This is a genomic window from Candidatus Amarobacter glycogenicus (assembly GCF_016704105.1).
In the GTDB taxonomy this organism is placed as follows: Bacteria; Chloroflexota; Dehalococcoidia; order Tepidiformales; family Tepidiformaceae; genus Amarobacter; species Amarobacter glycogenicus.
In genome coordinates this window covers 125,950-144,139 of record NZ_JADJAT010000002.1, presented here as the reverse complement: position 1 = coordinate 144,139, position 18,190 = coordinate 125,950, and the positions used below count along the sequence as shown (strand labels likewise).

The window sequence follows — 18,190 nt, the reverse complement described above, 5'->3', positions numbered from 1 at the left end:
GCTGTTCCATGGGTGATTCATTCCAAGACTTCACGCTCGCCGCGGTCCAGGCCGCGCCGGTCTACCTCGACCGGGACGCCAGCATCGAGAAGGCCTGCGGCCTGATCGAGCAGGCCGGCGCCAAAGGCGCCGACCTCGCGGTGTTCGGTGAAACCTGGGTTAGCGGCTATGCGTCCTTCGCGGCGTGGGCAAACCACCCTGCGTTTGGCGGACTGCTTCGGAAGTTCGTGCTGAACGGCGTCGAGATCCCCTCCCCGGCGACGGATGCCCTCTGCAGAGCAGCGCGGCAAGCGGGCTGCGATGTTGCCATCGGCGTTGCCGAGCGAGACGGCACCACGGGCGGGAGCATCTACGCAACGTTGCTCTTCATCGGACGCGAGGGCGTGATCCTGGGCAAACACCGGAAGTTGAAGCCGACGATGTACGAGCGGACTGTCTGGGGCGAGGGTGATGGGAGTTCGCTGCGGCTCTACGACCGTCCGTACGGGAAGTTAGGCGGTTTGAACTGCTGGGAGCACCAGATGGTGTTGCCTGGATACGCGCTTATTTCCCAGGGACTCCAGGTCCATGCCGGCGTGTGGCCGGGCGGGACGTTCACCCGGCAGGAGGTCCTGAGCCGTGCGTTCGCAATGCAATCTGCCGCGTACGTCGTGATGGTCGGCGGATTGCTCCGCGAGAGCGACATTCCGGCGGACATCCGCGACCTGGCGATGACCATCGACGGGAGGGTTCGCCACCTCGTCACGCCTTGCGATGGGGACTCGGCGATCATTGGTCCGGATGGGGAGTTCCTCGCAGGGCCGCTCTTGAACGAAGAAGGCATCCTCACTGCCAAAGGCAACACCGGCACCGTCATGTTCCAGAAGATGATCGCCGATCACGCCGGGCATTACACCCGGCCGGATGTGTTCGAGTTCCGGGTGAACCGGACTTCGAAGCGAATCGCGGAGTTCAGGGAAACTGCGGGCGACGTTCGGCTGGTGCACAAGGCGATCGGGGAGGGGGCGATTTCCAGCCGCGGCGACCTCCTGGGAGCGCTCGACGATCTCAACATCGACCTTGAGCGTCTGCCGCGGGAGAGCGCCTGATGTGGGTCGCGTTCCTGGCGCTACTGGTGGGTTCGATGGCAGTGATCATCCTCGGTTGGCAAGGCTGGCAGGAGAAATTGCCGCGACAGCCGTGGGCGGGAATCCGAACTCCTTATGCCATGGCGAATGATGAACAGTGGAGACTGGTGCATCGCTACGGAGCTCCGTACCTGATCTTCGGCGGCGTCGCGGTGTTCGCCGGCGCGCTGGCGATGCTCCCATTCGCCATTGCGGGCGCTCTGCCGAACGCGTTCGCGGCCTCGGTTACGATCGCCTTGGCTGCCATTCTCTTTGTCTCGGCGATCGTCTCCTGGCAGAAAGGCGTGGGCGGAGCCAAGGCTGAGCTCTCTCGCTGATTTCCCGTTGACGGCCGCAGGCCGGATACTCAACGGTACTTCTTTCACAGGTCATGCCCGTGCCCAAGCTCGTTCTCGCCTATTCCGGCGGACTCGATACGACAACCGCGATCAAGTGGCTCTCCGTCGAACAGGGTTACGAAGTCGTTGCCCTCAACATCGATGTGGGCATGAGCCGCGAACAGCCGGTTGTCGAATCCCGGGGCATGGCCGCGGGAGCGCTGAAGGTTCGAATCATCGATGCGAAAGAGGACTTCATCCGCTACTTCGCCTTCCCTGCGCTGGCCGCGGGTGCGATGTACCAGGATGCGTATCCCCTGGCGACTGCCCTCGCGCGCCCGCTGATGGCAAAGCTGCTGGTGGATGTGGCCCACGAAGAAGGTGCGACGGCCGTCGCCCACGGCTGTACAGGCAAGGGAAACGACCAGGTCCGCTTCGATGTCGGCATCCAGACGCTCGACCCGAGCCTGAGCATCGTTGCGCCCACGCGTGAGAACGCGATGGCGCGGGACTATCAGATCGAATACCTGAGGCAACACGGGGTCGATATCCCCTGGGCAGCGAAAGGCCCATTCAGCATCGACGAGAACATCTGGGGGCGGAGCGCTGAGGCGGGTGTCCTCGAAGATCCGTGGACTGAGCCCCCCGCCGATGCTTACGAGTGGACGCGAGATGCAGAACAGGCGCCTTCAGCACCCGCATATGTCGAGATCGACTACCAGTCGGGGATGCCGATCCGCTTGAACGGCGAGGAACTGGGGCCGGTTGCGATCGTGGAGCGCCTGAACGAACTCGGCGGCATCCACGGTGTTGGCCGGATCGACCACATCGAGGACCGGCTGGTCGGGATCAAGAGCCGGGAGATCTATGAAGCGCCGGCGGGCGTCATCCTGCACACTGCCCACCGCTCGCTCGAGGCCATGACCCTTTCGAAGCAGCAGGTGAAGCTGAAGAAAGCGGTCGCCATCGAGTATTCCGAGTTGATTTACAACGGGCTCTGGTTCAGTGCCCATCACCAGGACATCGCAGCATATGTGGCCAGCACGCAACGGCACGTGACCGGCACCATCCGGGTGAAACTCCACCGGGGCCGTGCGACCGTCGTCGGGCGCAAGGCGGCGCAGTCGCTCTATGACCGCGGCCTCGCGACGTACGACCGGGGCGACACGTACGACCAGTCGGCGGCCATCGGGTTCATCAATATCTGGGGCCTGCAGACACGGACGCAGGTGCGCACGCAACTGCTGGCGGACTTGCCGGATGCACTCCGGATCGCGATGCCACAGGACCATGCAGAGCAGGGGGAGAAGTGATGGCGCTCGAAACCGCGCACACGACTGATATCCGGTTCGAAGGCTTCACGCCCGGGACGGAGATCTGGGGAGTAACGCAGGCGAATTTCCTCGTGCGGCCCAGCGGCGCCCATGGGAAGGAAACGGCTGTCCAGCTGAACGACCCGGCCGCGCGAATGCTCGCCGAGGCGACGGGTAACGTGGACTCCGCCGAGTTCCGCGAGCGCGCCGCACAGGCAGCGGGTGAAGCTATCCTCACCGACGTGGCCGCCCGGGGCGCTTCACCGGAGTCGATCATCGTGGCATCGAACGGGTATTTCGCGGACTTTCCGGACCTGCTGGAGCGGGTGAAGGCCGCGTTGGCCTGATGACGCGCGAGTGGTGGCGGGACGCGGTCGTCTATCAGATCTATCCGCGCAGCTTCCAGGACAGCAACGGCGATGGAATCGGCGACCTCGAAGGGATTATCCGGCGGCTCGACTACCTCAACGACGGAACCGAAACGTCTCTCGGGGTAGACGCGATCTGGCTATCGCCTACCTTCCCCTCGCCGATGAAGGACTTCGGCTACGACGTTTCGGACTACAACGGCGTCCACCCGGACTTCGGGACCATGGAAACAATGGACCGGCTTATCGCCGAGTGCCACGCCCGCGGGATCAAGCTCTTGCTGGACTGGGTCCCGAACCACACGTCCGACCGCCACCCCTGGTTTATCGAGTCGGCGAGCTCCCTGGAGAATCCGAAGCGGGATTGGTACTTCTGGCGTTCGGCGAAGCCCGACGGCGGACTTCCGAACAACTGGCGAAGCGTCTTTGGCGGTCCTGCGTGGACGCTTTCGGAAGAAACGGGACAGTTCTACCTCCACTCGTTCCTGAAGGAGCAGCCGGACCTGAACTGGCGCAACCCCGAGGTCGAGCGGGCTATGCACGATGTGCTGAGGTTCTGGTTCGAACGCGGCATTGATGGGTTCCGGATAGATGTAATGGGCATGATCCTGAAACACCCGGATCTGGCCGATAATCCGGTCAATCCCAGGTGGCGCCCCGGCGACCGCGAACGAAGCAGCCAGATCTGGCTAAACAACCGCAACTACCCGGATGTCTTCGGCGCGGTGAAGCGGATTCGCCGCGTCTTCGACGAGTACCCGGAGAAGACGGCCGTCGGCGAGGTGTTCGGAACGGCCGAGGAGATCTCCGCTTACTACGGCGACGATCGGGAGCCAGGCCTGCATCTCGCGTTCAACTTCCAATTCATCCACGAAATCGAGCCGTGGCATACGCCGTGGGACGCGGAGATCATGAAGCGAATCGTGCGGGATGCCGAGCGCGCCATCCCGGCCGGATCGCAACCATGCTTTGCTTTCGGGAACCACGACCGGATGCGGTTCATCACGCGTCATAACGAAGACGGTCGCGGAGTCGAGCGAGCCCGGGCGGCAGCCATCGTGCTGATGGGACTGCGGAACACGCCTTTCGTTTACTACGGCGAGGAGATCGGCATGGAGGATGTCGAGATCCCCGAGGAGCAGTTGCAGGACCCGGCACGGCTGCGGACGTTCGGCAGGGACCCTGAGCGGACACCGATGCAATGGGACGCGACGCCGAGCCGCGGGTTTTCGGAAGCGGAACCATGGCTCCCGTACGGCCGCGCAGACCGGAATGTGGACGAGCAGTTCGCTGACGACGGTTCGCTTCTGTCGCTGTACCGGGCGGCGATCTGGCTAAGAAAGCGCACAGCATCGCTGCGCGAGGGGGCGTACCGGGAGCTGGAATCACCCGACGGCACCTGGCTGTTCGAGCGCGGGGCGACGGGCGCGGCAGCGGCAGCTTACGTGGCATTGAATACAACCGGCCACGCGGTGCAAGTAGCGGTCCCGTCGCCGGGGACGGTCGCCCTGGCAACGCTACGCTCGGAAGAGGGTCGCCGGGTGGGTCAGCATATCGACCTGGAGCCGCTCGGGGCGGCGATGGTCATCGCCGATGGTGAACGGAGTATCCTCGGGCGATGACCGACCGTCGCCGAGTCCCGATCGACGAAAAGGGCATGCCTGTCCGCAAGGAGGATGTCGGCGCCGACGCGGAGGGGTGCGAATGCCCGCGACTTGACCGCGAAGGTTGGGACGGAGTGGAGAGTGACTGGTCGGACATTACTTTCGTGAAGACGATGACGAATGCCGTGATGGGCGTGCCTGTCGGATACGACGGGGCACGGGATGAGCTGCGGCGGAAAGCCGCGAAGGCGGGCGGGACGATCCCCCAGGACGCCATGCTGCTCAATGGGCGGGGCCGGTTCCGGCGGCCGGTCATGCTTGAGGTTGAAGGCGTCGCCGCCGACAGCGAGGTCGAGCGGCCGGGGGGCGTGGCGTATACGCGCATCTTCGAAGCGCCCTGGGGACAGCTCGGGAAGGTGGCCGAAGAGACCGAACGTGAGGCCGAGGCGAAGTACGGCCGTAAGCCTGATGCGATCTGGATCTGGTACCTGACGTGCCGGTACTGTTCGAAGGCGAGGAACTTCGAAACGCTGGTCGCGGCACACTTTGGACGTCCCCGCTAGTCCCGTGGTGACGGGATCGACCTGATTCGGATACCATTCCTCCTACCTCCGGCCCTGACGGCCGCGAATTGGCAGGTTGCCAGCGTGACGAGTGAAGCAACTCGGGTGGGCGAAAGGCGGCGCACGATATTGCGCCGGCGATACTGGCTCGCCCTTCTCCGGCCCCGCGGCGCGTAGCCGGCGGGGCGTCCAAACCGGACCAGCACTGTGCCTTTAAGGCCTTCTTTTCATGACCCGTAGTCAGCGAGGTATCCGATCGTGGCCGATCGCTATGAACCCCATGTGATTGAACCCAAGTGGCGGAAACGGTGGGAGGATTCGAACCTCTACGCCGCCCGCGACGATGACCCCCGACCGAAGTGGTACGCACTCACGATGTTCCCCTACCCGTCCGGGGACCTCCACACAGGGCACTGGTACGCGATGGCGCCCAGTGACGTCGCTGCGCGGTATCGCCGGATGCGGGGTTACAACGTGATGTTCCCGATGGGGTTCGACTCCTTCGGGCTGCCCGCCGAAAACGCGGCGATCAAGCGGGGTATCGACCCTCGGGAATGGACGTACCAGAACATCGAGCGAATGCGCGGCCAACTTCGCCTGATGGGGGCGGGTTTCGACTGGGAGCGGGAGGTCATCACGAGTGACCCAGAGTTCTACCGGTGGACGCAGTGGTGGTTCCTGCAGTTCTACAAGCATGGGTTGGCGTACCAGGCGGAAGCCCTGGCGAACTGGTGTCCCGGCTGCCAGACAGTGGTTGCGAACGAACAGGTGCTCGACGGAAAGTGCGAACGATCCGACGACGTGGTCGAACGCAAGATGATGCGGCAGTGGTTTTTCAAGATCACGGCCTACGCCGAGGAGCTCCTGCGTTACGACGGAATCGATTGGCCGGACCGCATCCGGAATATGCAGCGAAACTGGATAGGCCGGTCTGAAGGCGCCCATCTCGACTTCACGGTCGACGTGGACGGCGTGGATTCGCCGTTGACGGTCTTCACCACGCGCCCGGACACGGTCTACGGCGCTACGTTCATGGTGATCGCGCCCGAGCACCCACTCGTCACGCGGGTTACGACCCCTGAGCAGCGCGGTGCGGTGGCGGAGTACGTGGCCGCTACCGGACGGACTTCGGAGGTGGACCGGCTTTCGACCGAGCGTGAGAAGACCGGGGTCTTCACCGGCGCCTATGCGGTCAACCGGTTCAACGGCGCGCGAATTCCCATCTGGATCGCGGACTACGTGCTGGTGACCTACGGGACGGGTGCGGTGATGGCGGTTCCTGCGCACGACCAGCGCGACTTCGACTTCGCGAAGAAGTACGGGTTGGAAGTCATCCCGGTGTACGACCATGCGGAGGTCGACGTGACCAAGCCGCTTGCCGCGGCGATCCCGTACGGCGGCAGGATGATCAACTCGGGCGGCTTCGATGGGACGCCTTCGTCCGACGCGATCCGGAAGGTAGTCGAGCACGCCGAGGCAGCAGGTGTGGGCAAAGGCGCTGTGACCTACCGCCTGAGGGACTGGTCCGTCTCGCGGCAGCGCTTCTGGGGTGCGCCGCTGCCGTTCATTCACTGCGGCGCCTGCGGAACGCAGCCGGTGCCCGACGAGGACCTGCCAGTCACCCTGCCCGAGAAGGTGGAGTTCCGGCCGACCGGCCAGTCCCCATTGACGCTGCTCGAGGACTGGGTGAACGTCCCCTGCCCGAAGTGCGGCGGCGCTGCGAAGCGTGAAACCGACACATTGGACACGTTCATGTGTTCCAGCTGGTACCAGATGCGCTACGTAGACCCGCGCAACCCCGAGCGTCCGTTCTCTGCGCAGGCGGCTCGTCAGTGGTTCCCAGTCGACCAGTACACGGGCGGGGCCGAGCACGCGGTGATGCACCTGCTCTACACGCGCTTCTTCTGGAAGGCCGCGCGCGACATGGGAATGGTCGAAGGTGATGAGCCGATGAAGCGACTCTTCAACCAGGGGGTCATCCTCGGCCCGGATGGCAACCGGATGTCAAAGAGCCGGGGCAACGTGGTGGCTCCGGATGAGCAGGTGGAGAAATGGGGCGCTGATGCGTTCCGCTGCCAGCTCATGTTCGTTGGGCCGTGGGACCAGGGTGGGCCATACAACCCGACGGGGATGTCCGGCATTGTGCGCTGGCTGCATCGCCTTTGGAGCCTGGCGACGGATCCTTGCGAACGCACGGCGGCGCCCAATGTGGAAGCAACCCGCGAATTGAGAAGGGCGACCCACAAGACCATCCTCGCAGCCACCGAGGAGATCGAAAACTTCCGCTTTAACACCCTCATTTCCCGGCTAATGGAACATACGTCGGCGATGCAACGCGCCCGCGAAGCCGGCGCAGTCGACGGCGAGGCGTGGGAGGAAGCACTGCAGACGGCACTGCTACTGACGGCTCCACTGGCGCCGCACATCACTGAGGAACTCTGGGAGCGTCTCGGTCACGGCTACAGCATCCATACATCGTCCTGGCCGGTCGCTGACTCTGAATTGGCGGCCGATGAGGCGGTAGAGATCGCTGTCCAGGTCAATGGCAAGGTCCGGGACAGGGTCTTGCTTCCCCTGGGTTGTTCCGAAGCCCATGCGGCGGCTGCTGTCTTCGCTCTACCCAAGATCCAGGAGCAACTGGGTGGGTCGGAACCGCGGCGCGTGATCTACGTACCGGGAAAACTCTTCAGCATCGTGCTGTAGCGCGCCTGCGCGACGTAACGTTTTGTGGTTAAGTCAGGTGTATGCGGGACGTAAATCGTTCGTCAAATTGCGAGCCCGATGGGTGGACGGAGGGTTGAGGCGCGAATATGGTGCCGAGAGGCGGGGTGCGCGCCGGCACCCTCGATGGCTCCCAAGGAGGACGCATGCAAATCAAGAAGTCCCCCCGGGATTCTGAGTTTCCCAGGATCCCGACGTTCGAAAACGCAGACTATGAAGTGGAGAACAGCGCGCAGATGGAAGACCGGGCCCCGGGTGCATTCAATGTCCGGCCCAGCCGCCCGGCGGCCGCGGCAGCCGACGAGACGACGGGACCGGGCCTTGCGGCCGGCCGGTCACAAAGCGTCGTGGATCGCCACTCTTCATTCGACGGTCACTTCGAAACTGAACACGACTTGCGGGTCGAAGGTACGGTCAGCGGCGAGGTCGTCTGTCACGGGCTGTTCACGGTTGAGCGCGATGCAACGGCCCGTGCCCGTGTCCAGGCACAGGATGCGCACATCCACGGGCGGATGGAGGGCGACCTCGTTTGCGCAGGCAAGCTTGTGCTCTCGGGGACGGCACAGGTCACGGGGACACTGAAGGCGGCACTGCTCGTGATCGAGGAAGGGGCGACGGTCAGCGGGACGGTCGAGACTCTGCAGGCATCGGCGTCACCGCGAAAGGTAAGCGCGGAACCCGTGGCCGCGCGCGAAAACCCGAGCGAGGTGGCGCACCAGCCGGCGACGGTTACGCGGCCAACGCGGCGGGACCTCCCGTCATTCGCGATCGTTTCTTCGGACGAGCGCGCGACCGCCGACCGCAACTAGCAGGGTGGCGATACGAAGCGAAAAGGGCACCCGTCAGGGTGCCCTTCGTGCTTTCGAACACAGGTGTGGGGTTTCAGGAGACTTTGAAGTAGACCGTACCGTCGACAACCCAGGTCTCCGCGGCTTTTCCCTGGCGCTTGGCTGCGCGACTTATGCGAAGGGCGATGCCGCGGCCAGTTTCGCCGCGATTAGGGACGAGCTTGCCGACTTTTCCTGAGCCGACAGCCTCGACGAATTTTTCGTACTCGCGCATGCGCGCGGCGAGCCGTCCGGTCTGTCTTGCCGGACGGGGTGCTTCTGATTCCTTGATGACGGTGAAGTCTGCCATTGCGTGGGTCCTCGTTGGATGAATACGCACGGGGCGCAGCACCATTGTCCGCGCCTGTGACGATGAAAGCTAGCGCTTTTCTTGAAGGCTATTCGTGCTCACGCGAATCGAGTCCAGGAATGCCTGCATTTGTGCTTCCAATCGGCGGAGCACCTCGAGCGCGTAGTGGTCTGCATCATCCAGCTGTTTGCTCGCAGCTTCCGCTGCTTCGCTGAGATGCGCTGCAGCGGTGGCGTCTGCTTCAGCGATGACCTGACGCGCGCGCGCTTCAGCATCCATGAGGAGCTGGGCGCCGCGATCCTGAGCTTCACGGAAGACGGAGTTCTCCTCAATTCGGCGGGCGCGTTCGTGTTCACCGCGTTCCAGGGTCTGGCGCGCTGCTTCGTGTGCCTCTTCGACAATCTGTTCGCGGATTTCGAGCAGTTGTTGCGCCTGGCGCAAGTCGGAAGGCACTGCGAGGCGCATCTGATCGATGACATCAAGCATGCGTTTGCGATCGACAACGAGGTTTCCACCGACGGGCAGGCGGCGGGCCTGAATGACCAATTCCTCAAGCGAATCGATCAGTTCGAGGATTTCCAGGTGTGCCCCACCAGGGCTCACGATGGGTTACTCCTGCCCGTACTTCTTGCGGAGCGCAGTGCGGACGTTTGCTGGAACGAGCTCGGCGACGTCGTAGCCGAGGCGGGACACCTCGCGGATGCGCGTCGCACTGATGAAGAGATTTTCCTGAATCGCCATGAGATAGACCGATTCGAGGTTCGGGGCCATTTTCCGGTTCATTAGCGCCTGATCGAACTCGGATTCGAAGTCGCTAATGGCGCGGATGCCGCGGACGACGGCGACGGCGCCCTTTCGTGTCGCGTATTCCACCATCAGACCGTCGAAAGATTCGACTTCGACGGACGGGAGATGCTTACAGGCGGTCTGGACGAGTTCCACTCGCTCCTGGGCGGTGAAGAGGGAGCCTTTGTCGCGGCCTTTGACGACGGCGACTACGACCCGGTCGAAGAGGTGGGTCATCCGGGTAATCAGGTCCAGGTGGCCATTGGTCACCGGGTCGAAGCCGCCCGGATAGACTGCGATCCTCATTCCCCCTCCTGCCGAAGATAGAACGCGACCGCGCTATCCCCGTAAACGCGCCGTTCCTGCAATTGCAGGCCCGCCGGGCGCTGGGGCGGATTGTAACGGCTTGCGTGTTCGTAGACGACTATGCCGCCTTCGGCGAGCAGCGCTCCCGTGGACATGAGCGTTTCCTCAGCCGCAGGGTCGTTGTAAGGCGGGTCCATGAAGATGATGTCGAATGTGCCACTGAGCGTGGTCAGGGCGGCGGGAAGGCGTCCCCGCACGACTTTCCCGCCGGCTGCCAGCGAAGTCCGGGCGAGGCTCTGGAGGATCGCGTGGATCGCGCCCGCTTCGCCCTCGACGAAGGTTGCGGCGGAGGCCCCGCGGCTGAGGGCTTCGATGCCAAGCGCCCCGGTCCCGGCGTAAAGGTCGAGCACAGTCGCGCCGTCGACCCGTTCGCCGAGGATATTGAAGATGGCCTCGCGGACGAGCCCAGAAGTCGGCCGCAGGCGGACGCCTCGCGGCTCGGTGAGCGGGATGCCGCGGGCAGTTCCACCGGAAATCCGGACACCTTTGCCTGGCATCAGCGGGCCGGCGTCGCGGTTGGTGAGGGTGTGGAGGTGACCGGGCGGGCCTTGACGTTGACCTCGATCGAATTCTCGAAGAGGGATACGCCATCGCTCAGGGTCAGAGAAATCGTGTATGTCCCGGCCTGTGCCGGGGTGAACCAGTTGGCGGAGCCGCGGCCCGTGTCTTCGATCGTGCCCTGGTTGTCTTTCACCTTCCACTTCGGGTTCAGGTCCTGCGGATTCGGCTGAAGCAGGATCGGTTGGCCGCTGGTGATGAAGGGTACGAGCGCCGGCCAGATGTTGCCGAGGAACTCGTTGGCGCTCGCATCTTCGACGGCGACGCCGCCGAGTTTGTAGGTGCCGACGAGTTCGAGTTTGAAGCCGATGCTGAAGAAGTTCTCGAGGTAGATGGTCCTGCTCCCGGCGCCCTGGGCCTGCTTGTAGCTGAACGCCACGGTCGCGGTGTCGGCAGACCAGCGAATGCCGGTGAGCCCTTCGTCTTTGTCGATGTTCGTGCCCGCGATCTTGATGTTGGTGGAGGTCGTGATGGCGTCAGCTTCGGCCCGCACGGTGACGCGGGTGGCGATGCTCATGGCCTGGGCAAGGCTCATCACGTTTACGGTCTCGCCGCCGGTTTCCGTGGCATATGGCGAGACTGTCAGGATGAGCTTGGCCGGTGCGACGCGCTCAGTCAGGTATTGCAGGATTTCTGGCATGGTCAGCCGGAAGGTGGCCTGGTCGCGGTAGGGAGCCATCTTAATGAGGTCTGCCGTCTTTGCCAGCTCTGTCCAGTCGTAAGCCCCTTCATCGACCCGGTTCTGGGCCTTGATCGGGGATGGGAGAGTCAGCGTGAGTTGCTTGTTCTGGGCATGCAGCTGGTTGTAGAGGTCACCGATGAAGAGCGTGAACGAGGTCCGGGCGGTGACCGGCAAGTCCAGGTAGGCGATGTCGACGCCCTTGATGTTGTCTTTCGCCAGGCGGGAGACGATCTGTTGAACGTGGTTCGCGCGAGACTCACGACTGGCGAGGATGTTCTCAACGATCGCGACGTCTCCCCTAACGGAGTTGTTGGAGGCGATGACCGGATACACCTCGAAGCCTTCGGCCTTGATGGTGCTGAGCTCTCCGCTGATGGCCCCGTCGGACGCTGGCTTGAAGTCGATCGGGTGGACGATGGAGACGCGGCCGGCTGCGTCGCGGTGGAGCGGGGCGTTGTGCGGCAGGTAGGCGACGACCTGACCCCCAGGGGCATTGCGTCGCATCACGGCCATGATGCCCGGCGTGCCGGTGAACGTCGCAGCGACGACCTTGCCCTGGGCGTCGAGGACGGCGGGCGCTATCGGCTCCCAGTTGTTGGTTTCATCGATGTACCGGTAGAAGCTCAGGGCGGCGCCGTCCGGGACTTCGGTCGTGAGTTCGACCGCGATTGACAGGTCGTTGCCCGGGGCGACGGCTCCCTTGTCCTGGTTGTAGGCGAAGATGCGCGAGACAAACTCATAACCTTCGGGCGCCTCGATCTTGCGATCGCTCGGACAGTAGTAGTCGGTGCAGCCGGCGCCGCCGCACATGCGGCCGATGAGGAACCAGACGAGGATGATGACACCGAGGGCGATGGCGCCGAGCACGAACAATTGGCGGCTTCCACGCGACTGACGCGGGCCGCCATACAGCGATGGCTGGCTGCTCGCCCCCCAGGGAAGTTGGCTGCGACGGTTCATTCGGCGACGCCCACGCGGCGCGGGACGGTAGTTTCAGGATCGCTGAGCAAATCGAACCTCAGTCTCGATTATCCGGCCATTGCGATTGAGGACAACTTTCGCTGAATCTCCAGGCTGGTAGGGCATGATCGCGTTCAGGAGCGGGGAAGCCGTCGTGATCGCCGAATCGCCAATCCGGGTCACGATGTCTCCGGGGATTATGCCAGCGGTTGCCGCAGCCCCTCCCGGTGTGACGGCGGCAATGAGCGCGCCTTCGCGCACGGTGCTTCGCGAAAGCCTGGCGAGGACCTCCGGCGTGAGGTCGACGTGTTCCGCGTCGAGGCTCGGTCGCGGATAGGTTCCACCCGCGCGAATGATCCCCTGCGCGATGAGCAGCACGCGGCTCGCCGGAAGCGCGAACGCAAGACCTTCCGCGGTGCTCCCCGCCCGGGTCTGGCGGACGACTGCCGTTGGCATGCCGACGAACTGTCCCTGGATATTGACGAGTGCCCCGCCGCTGTTACCCGGGTTGACGGCGGCGTCGGTCTGGATCAGGTCCGACTGGCGGACACCATCGAACACACGGACGCGGTCCAGGCCGCTGATCACGCCGACGCTGACGGAACCATCGAATTCCGCGAGCGGGTTGCCGATGGCGAGGACGCTTTCGCCGAGGCGGAGCGCCTGGGAATTGCCAGGTTCGATCGGCGTCAGCTTGCCTGGTCCAATCTGAAGGACGGCGACATCGGTAAACGGGTAGTCGTGGCCGATGACGACGGCGGGGCGCTCGGTGCCGTCCTGCAGGATGACCTTCAGGGTGTCGGTGCCGAGGACAACGTGAGCGTTCGTGATGACGTGTCCTTCGGCATCGAGAACCACACCGGACCCGACGTCCTGTTCGGAGCCTCCGGCTACCAGCCTCGTGCTTTCGATGCGGACGACTGACGGCCGGGCGCGTGCCGCCGCGTCGGCGATGGCACTGGTTTGTTCGACCGAGAGGGATTGCTGGCCGGCAGGGATTTCGGTGCTTTCGTCCTGCACGGCGTCGTCGGAGAAGAGGAGGACAAGGCCCCCGGCGACGACGCCGCCGACGAGGGCGGAAAGGCCGGCAACCAAGGCGACGGCAATCCGTGTCCCGGACCGCCGGGCGGTGCTGACCGATGGGGTCGGTGGTGGAGGCGAGGGCGGATCCACCGTTTCGGGACGACGCGAGTTTGCCGGAGCGGAAGCTGTCCACGAGGGCGGAGGAGTCCAACGCGTCGGCGCAGGCGGGTCAGGCTGGCCGGTGGGTTCGGGCTTGTGGTCCAACGCGGTTGCTTCCTTACGAGGTTTGCGGGCGGCCATCGCGCGCCGGTATACTCCGCTTGGACTGGGGCCAAAACAGGCCTCGGTCGCTTTTTATCCGGCGCAAGCCGTAGGGTACGACATGACAGACAAGCCCGTTCCGCTGACGCGTGAAGGTAAGGCAAAGCTCGAAATCGAGCTCGAACAGTTGCGCACGCGCCGCCGCGAAGTCGCCGAGATGATCCACAACGCCCTCGAACAGGGGACGAGCCAGAACGATGCCGAATACGACGACGCGAAGCTCGAACAGGGCCGTGTCGAAGGGCGAGTCATGGAAGTCGAGGATCTCCTCCGGCGGGCGCGGATCATCGACGAAGACGGCGCCCACCATGCCGGACGCGTGATGATCGGGAGCGGTGTCGAACTCGATTGGGACGGCGCGAAGCGGCACTACCAGATCGTCGGTGCGCCGGAAGCGGACGCTGCGCACGGGAAGATCTCGAATGAATCGCCCGTCGGTGCAGCGCTGCTGGGGAAGGCCGTTGGCGACGTAATCGACATCAACGCGCCCAAGGGTGTGATCAAAGTGAAGGTCCTCAAGATCGACTGATCGTGGCGGCCTGTTCGTACGTGCGGGCCGCCAGCAATGGCGGCTCGTTTGGTTCTGGAGGAATCGATGGATGAGCTGATGGCGCAACGTGTCGCCAAGGCCGAAGAGATGCGTGCCGCAGGCATCGATCCCTACCCGCTGCGTTCGACGCGGTCGCACACTGCAGCTGAAGTCACCGCCCTGGTGGAGCGCCTCCCTGACGGCGAGAACGAGGTCGCCGGGGTTGAGGTCGACGCTGCGGGACGCGTAGTGGCGAAACGCGACATGGGCAAGGCGACCTTCATCGACCTGCAGGATGGCTCCGGCAGGATCCAGGTGCTCGTCCGTCAGAACGCGATCGATGACTACGAGTCGCTGCGACTGATCGACCTTGGCGACTTCGTCGGCGTGCATGGCGCACCGATTCGCACGCGCACCGGTCAACCGACGATCCAGGCGACCGGATGGACGATGCTGACGAAGGCGCTGCATGCACCGCCGGAGAAGTTTCACGGACTGGCGGACCCGGAACTTCGCCAGCGCCGGCGGTACCTGGACCTGATGGCGAACGACGAGACGAGACGCGTCTTCGCTATTCGAAGCAAGGTTGTCGCAGCGATCAGGCGGTTTCTTGACGCTCGCGGGTTCCTGGAGGTCGAGACGCCGATCCTGCAGGAGTCAGAGAGCGGGGCCGCCGCGAAGCCGTTTGCCACGCACTTCAACGCCATCGACGAACCGCGCGTCCTGCGGATAAGCCTTGAGTTGCACCTCAAGCGCCTGGTCATCGGCGGATTCGAACGGGTGTACGAGATCGGCCGGAATTTCCGGAACGAAGGCATGAGCTTCAAGCACAACCCCGAGTTCACGATGATCGAGACCTACGAGGCGTACACGGACTATCTCGGCGTTGCGGCGATGACCGAAGAGATGGTGAGTTCAGTGGCCCGGGAGGTGCTGGGGACGACAGCGATCCACTTCCGCGGCCACGCGATCGACCTTGCCGCGCCGTGGCGGCGAATCACGTTCGTCGATGCGATGCGCGAATACGGTGGTCCAGACCTCGAGGAATTCACGACGACCGAGGCCCTGCGGCAGGAGCTCAGGCGCCGCGGTGTTGCGGCGCCTGACACCGCAGGCTATGGGAAGCTCTGCGATGAAGCGATGTCGCACTACATCGAGCCGAACCTCATCCAGCCGACCTTCCTGATGGACTATCCGATCGAGCTTTCGCCGCTTGCGAAGCGAAAGCCAGGGAACGACCGCCTCGTCGAGCGGTTCGAATGCTTCATCGCGGGTTTCGAGTGCGGCAATGCCTACACGGAGCTAAACGACCCGATAGAACAACGCAAGCGCTTCGAGCACCAACTGCTGCTCAAGGAAGCCGGTGACGACGAGGTCGAGCTGGTCGACGAAGACTTCCTGTTTGCACTTGAGCACGGGATGCCGCCGACGGGTGGGTTCGGCATGGGCATCGATCGGCTGATCATGCTCCTGACCGGACAGGATTCGATCCGGGACGTGATCCTGTTCCCCCCGATGAAGTCGCTGAAGGAATGACGGCCGGACCGTTCGAACGCCACCACACAGCGACGGCGTACGTGGTCGCGCAGGGGCGGACGCTGTTGCTCTGGCACCACAAACTGCGGATGTGGCTCCCGCCCGGCGGTCACCTTGAGCCGAACGAGGACCCGGTGCAGGGTGCGACGCGAGAGGCATTCGAAGAGAGCGGGCTCGAGGTGGAGGTGATCGCACCGCCTGACCTGCTGGTCGTGGATTCCCCGGCCGTTGTGCCGCCGCCGGCGGTGATCCTCATCGAGGACATCGTGCGGCCTGACCAACCCTTCCACCAGCACATCGATCATGTGTACTTCACGCGGTCGCTGCACCAGGTGGATTTCGCACACCCGATCCCCCACGGACCTGCCCACTGGTTCACTGCCGAGGAACTGGCGGAGTCGTTTTCGCTGCCCGCGCCCGATGGTACGCTCGTGCCGGTCGCCGAGGATGTCCGGCTCCTTGGCCTCCGCGCCCTCATCGCCGCCCAACAGGAGCCCTGAATGCTGAGCTTGCAGTTCATCCGAGAGAACGCGGACCGCGTGAAGCGCGATGTGCTGCTTCGGAACACCACTGCCCCGGTGGACAGGATCCTGCAGCTCGACGAGGAGCGGCGTGCCATCCTCCAGCAGGTGGAGGCGCTGCGAGCCAAGCGCAACACGGTGAGCAAGGCCATCGGCGCCACCAAAGATGCGGCCGACCGGGAAGTGCGCATCGTCGAGATGCGCCTTGTCGGGGACGAAATTGAGCGGCTCGATACCGGCCTGAACAAGATCGAAGCCGAGCTCAAGGAAAAGCTCTACGAAGTCCCGAACATCCTCGACCCGGACGTGCCGAAAGGACCGGATGAGACTTCGAACCAACTGGTCGAAGTGGTCGGGGACTTGCCCAGATTTCCCTTCGCCCCGAGGCCCCACTGGGAGCTCGGCGAGATCGTCGGAGGGTTGGATATCGAACGCGGCGCCAAGATGTCGGGGTCACGGTTCTACACCCTGAGGGGACCGCTGGCGAAGCTGCAGCGGGCGCTCATCCAGTTCATGTTGAACGAACACGGCCGTGCCGGGTTCACCGAGGCGTACTTGCCGTACATGCTGACCGAAGCGTCGCTATACGCGGCCGGGCAGCTGCCGAAGTTCCGCGACAACCTCTACCGCGACTTTGAAGAGGATTACTACTTCATCCCGACGGCGGAAGTCGCGTTCGTGAACCTCTACCGCGACGAGATTATCCCGGCGGGGCAGCTGCCGATGCGCTTCGTCGGCCACACGCCGTGCTTCCGGCGGGAAAAGATGAGCGCCGGGCGGGATGTGCGCGGCATCAAGCGCGGCCACCAGTTCGAGAAAGTCGAGATGTTCGTGTATTGCGAACCCGAACAAAGCGAAGCAGAACTGGAGGCGCTGGTGGCTCGGGCACGGTCGATCCCGGAGATCCTCGGGCTGCCGTACCGTGTCCTTGCGCTGTGTTCGGGCGACATTGGATTCAATTCGACCAAGACATTTGACCTGGAGATCTGGGCGCCGGGGCAGGGAGAGTGGCTCGAGGTCAGTTCGGCCTCGAACTGCCTGGACTTCCAGGCGTGGCGGGCGAACATCCGTTACCGGCCCGGCGGGGAGCAGGGCGTGCGCCACCCGCACATGCTCAACGCGAGCGGGCTTGCGCTGCCACGGACGGTGATCGCGGTGATGGAGAATTACCAGCGCGAAGACGGCAGCATCGAAGTCCCGGAGGCACTGCAGCCGTACATGGGGATGGATGTGATCCCCGCAGTGACGGGCTAACTAACCTTCCCGTTCGGGCCAGAGCTCTTCGCGGGTTATACTCGCGGTGTGCGAATCTTCAACCGCCGTAAGCCTGACTGGGACTCGATTCTGGAGAGCGTGTTCACTCGGAACCATGAGAGTGACCCCGGAAGGTTGCTGTTACAGATGATCGACGCCGTCTCGGTGCCTGCGACGGGAATGGCACCCCTGATATTGGGCGTTTCGGCGTTGGGCAAGAACGGTGTCCGGGACACCCCGCAGGCTCGAACCGCGGCATGCGTCATCGCCGTTGCCATGGCGCGCCGTCTAGTTCTGGCCCTTGCCGAGAACGACCCGGCCGTCGACCCAACCTCACCCAGCCGTGACGGAGCGACCGCCATCGCAGCTGTGTTTGGCGGGTGCTCGTTGTCCGGCCTTGGGATCGGTTTCTGTGCGACCAACTGCGGCGCGACCGCCGGCAGGCAGTACGTTCGGAATAGAACCTGGTTGACGAACTGGTAGTTGACCAGCCTGATTCGAGGG

Annotated in this window: 19 protein-coding genes; 13 read left to right on the top strand and 6 right to left on the bottom strand. The window is 63.9% G+C overall.

Features of this window, described 5'->3' with window-relative positions:
* Positions 1-8: 8 nt before the first annotated feature.
* From IPG14_RS05430 to IPG14_RS05395, 8 genes are all read left to right on the top strand, one after another.
* The gene (locus IPG14_RS05430; protein ID WP_343384385.1) at positions 9-1,088 is read left to right on the top strand and encodes a carbon-nitrogen hydrolase family protein; all 1,080 of its coding nucleotides are present in this window, start codon (positions 9-11) and stop codon (positions 1,086-1,088) included.
* A 35-nt stretch (positions 1,089-1,123) separates the two neighbouring features.
* A complete protein-coding gene (locus IPG14_RS05425) occupies positions 1,124-1,444 on the top strand; it encodes an SdpI family protein (protein ID WP_343389534.1) in 321 nt (106 codons plus the stop codon).
* A 53-nt stretch (positions 1,445-1,497) separates the two neighbouring features.
* Positions 1,498-2,757 carry an argininosuccinate synthase gene (locus IPG14_RS05420; protein WP_343384387.1) on the top strand — a complete coding sequence of 420 codons (1,260 nt, stop codon included), beginning with the start codon at positions 1,498-1,500 and terminating at the stop codon, positions 2,755-2,757.
* The gene (locus tag IPG14_RS05415; RefSeq protein WP_343391127.1) at positions 2,757-3,104 is read left to right on the top strand and encodes a hypothetical protein; all 348 of its coding nucleotides are present in this window, start codon (positions 2,757-2,759) and stop codon (positions 3,102-3,104) included. Before IPG14_RS05420 ends, IPG14_RS05415 begins: the two co-directional genes overlap by 1 nt.
* Entirely contained in the window at positions 3,104-4,747 is a 1,644-nt protein-coding gene (locus tag IPG14_RS05410; RefSeq protein WP_343391126.1) for an alpha-amylase family glycosyl hydrolase, read from the top strand. The genes IPG14_RS05415 and IPG14_RS05410 overlap by 1 nt, the downstream gene beginning before the upstream one ends.
* A complete protein-coding gene (locus IPG14_RS05405) occupies positions 4,744-5,292 on the top strand; it encodes a hydrolase (RefSeq protein WP_343391125.1) in 549 nt (182 codons plus the stop codon). The genes IPG14_RS05410 and IPG14_RS05405 overlap by 4 nt, the downstream gene beginning before the upstream one ends.
* Positions 5,293-5,550: 258 nt before the next feature.
* Positions 5,551-7,995 carry a leucine--tRNA ligase gene (gene leuS / locus IPG14_RS05400; protein ID WP_343391124.1) on the top strand — a complete coding sequence of 815 codons (2,445 nt, stop codon included), beginning with the start codon at positions 5,551-5,553 and terminating at the stop codon, positions 7,993-7,995.
* Between the two features lie 164 nt (positions 7,996-8,159).
* The gene (locus tag IPG14_RS05395) at positions 8,160-8,822 is read left to right on the top strand and encodes a polymer-forming cytoskeletal protein (protein ID WP_343391123.1); all 663 of its coding nucleotides are present in this window, start codon (positions 8,160-8,162) and stop codon (positions 8,820-8,822) included.
* Positions 8,823-8,895: 73 nt separating this feature from the next.
* Here IPG14_RS05395 and IPG14_RS05390 read toward each other — a convergent pair whose 3' ends face one another.
* The 6 genes from IPG14_RS05390 to IPG14_RS05365 all read right to left on the bottom strand — a co-directional run bounded on the left by IPG14_RS05390 (position 8,896) and on the right by IPG14_RS05365 (position 13,597).
* Positions 8,896-9,150 (bottom strand): hypothetical protein, encoded by a 255-nt coding sequence (locus tag IPG14_RS05390; protein WP_343384393.1) that lies wholly within the window; start codon positions 9,148-9,150, stop codon positions 8,896-8,898.
* A 69-nt stretch (positions 9,151-9,219) separates the two neighbouring features.
* Complete coding sequence (locus IPG14_RS05385) at positions 9,220-9,753, bottom strand: hypothetical protein (RefSeq protein WP_343384394.1); 534 nt, start codon at positions 9,751-9,753, stop codon at positions 9,220-9,222.
* A 6-nt stretch (positions 9,754-9,759) separates the two neighbouring features.
* Positions 9,760-10,242, bottom strand: coding sequence for a pantetheine-phosphate adenylyltransferase (gene coaD / locus IPG14_RS05380; RefSeq protein ID WP_343384395.1), 483 nt, complete (start codon positions 10,240-10,242; stop codon positions 9,760-9,762).
* Entirely contained in the window at positions 10,239-10,799 is a 561-nt protein-coding gene (gene rsmD, locus IPG14_RS05375; protein WP_343384396.1) for a 16S rRNA (guanine(966)-N(2))-methyltransferase RsmD, read from the bottom strand. The genes coaD and rsmD overlap by 4 nt, the downstream gene beginning before the upstream one ends.
* The gene (locus tag IPG14_RS05370; protein ID WP_343391340.1) at positions 10,799-12,409 is read right to left on the bottom strand and encodes a glycosyl hydrolase family 18 protein; all 1,611 of its coding nucleotides are present in this window, start codon (positions 12,407-12,409) and stop codon (positions 10,799-10,801) included. Before IPG14_RS05370 ends, rsmD begins: the two co-directional genes overlap by 1 nt.
* 126 nt (positions 12,410-12,535) lie before the next feature.
* Entirely contained in the window at positions 12,536-13,597 is a 1,062-nt protein-coding gene (locus tag IPG14_RS05365) for a trypsin-like peptidase domain-containing protein (protein WP_343391122.1), read from the bottom strand.
* A 310-nt stretch (positions 13,598-13,907) separates the two neighbouring features.
* Here IPG14_RS05365 and greA point away from each other — a divergent pair, with 310 nt between their 5' ends.
* The 5 genes from greA (at position 13,908) to IPG14_RS05340 (ending at position 18,169) form a co-directional block, all read left to right on the top strand.
* Positions 13,908-14,375, top strand: coding sequence for a transcription elongation factor GreA (gene greA, locus IPG14_RS05360; RefSeq protein WP_343384399.1), 468 nt, complete (start codon positions 13,908-13,910; stop codon positions 14,373-14,375).
* 66 nt (positions 14,376-14,441) lie between these two features.
* On the top strand, positions 14,442-15,911 hold the full coding sequence (gene lysS, locus IPG14_RS05355; RefSeq protein WP_343391121.1) for a lysine--tRNA ligase: 1,470 nt from the start codon (positions 14,442-14,444) through the stop codon (positions 15,909-15,911).
* Positions 15,908-16,411, top strand: coding sequence for an NUDIX domain-containing protein (locus IPG14_RS05350; protein WP_343391120.1), 504 nt, complete (start codon positions 15,908-15,910; stop codon positions 16,409-16,411). Before lysS ends, IPG14_RS05350 begins: the two co-directional genes overlap by 4 nt.
* Positions 16,412-17,686: a serine--tRNA ligase gene (gene serS / locus IPG14_RS05345; RefSeq protein WP_343391119.1), complete on the top strand. Its 1,275-nt coding sequence runs from the start codon at positions 16,412-16,414 to the stop codon at positions 17,684-17,686. It begins immediately after the preceding gene.
* A gap of 48 nt (positions 17,687-17,734) precedes the next feature.
* Complete coding sequence (locus IPG14_RS05340; protein ID WP_343391118.1) at positions 17,735-18,169, top strand: hypothetical protein; 435 nt, start codon at positions 17,735-17,737, stop codon at positions 18,167-18,169.
* Positions 18,170-18,190: the final 21 nt, after the last annotated feature.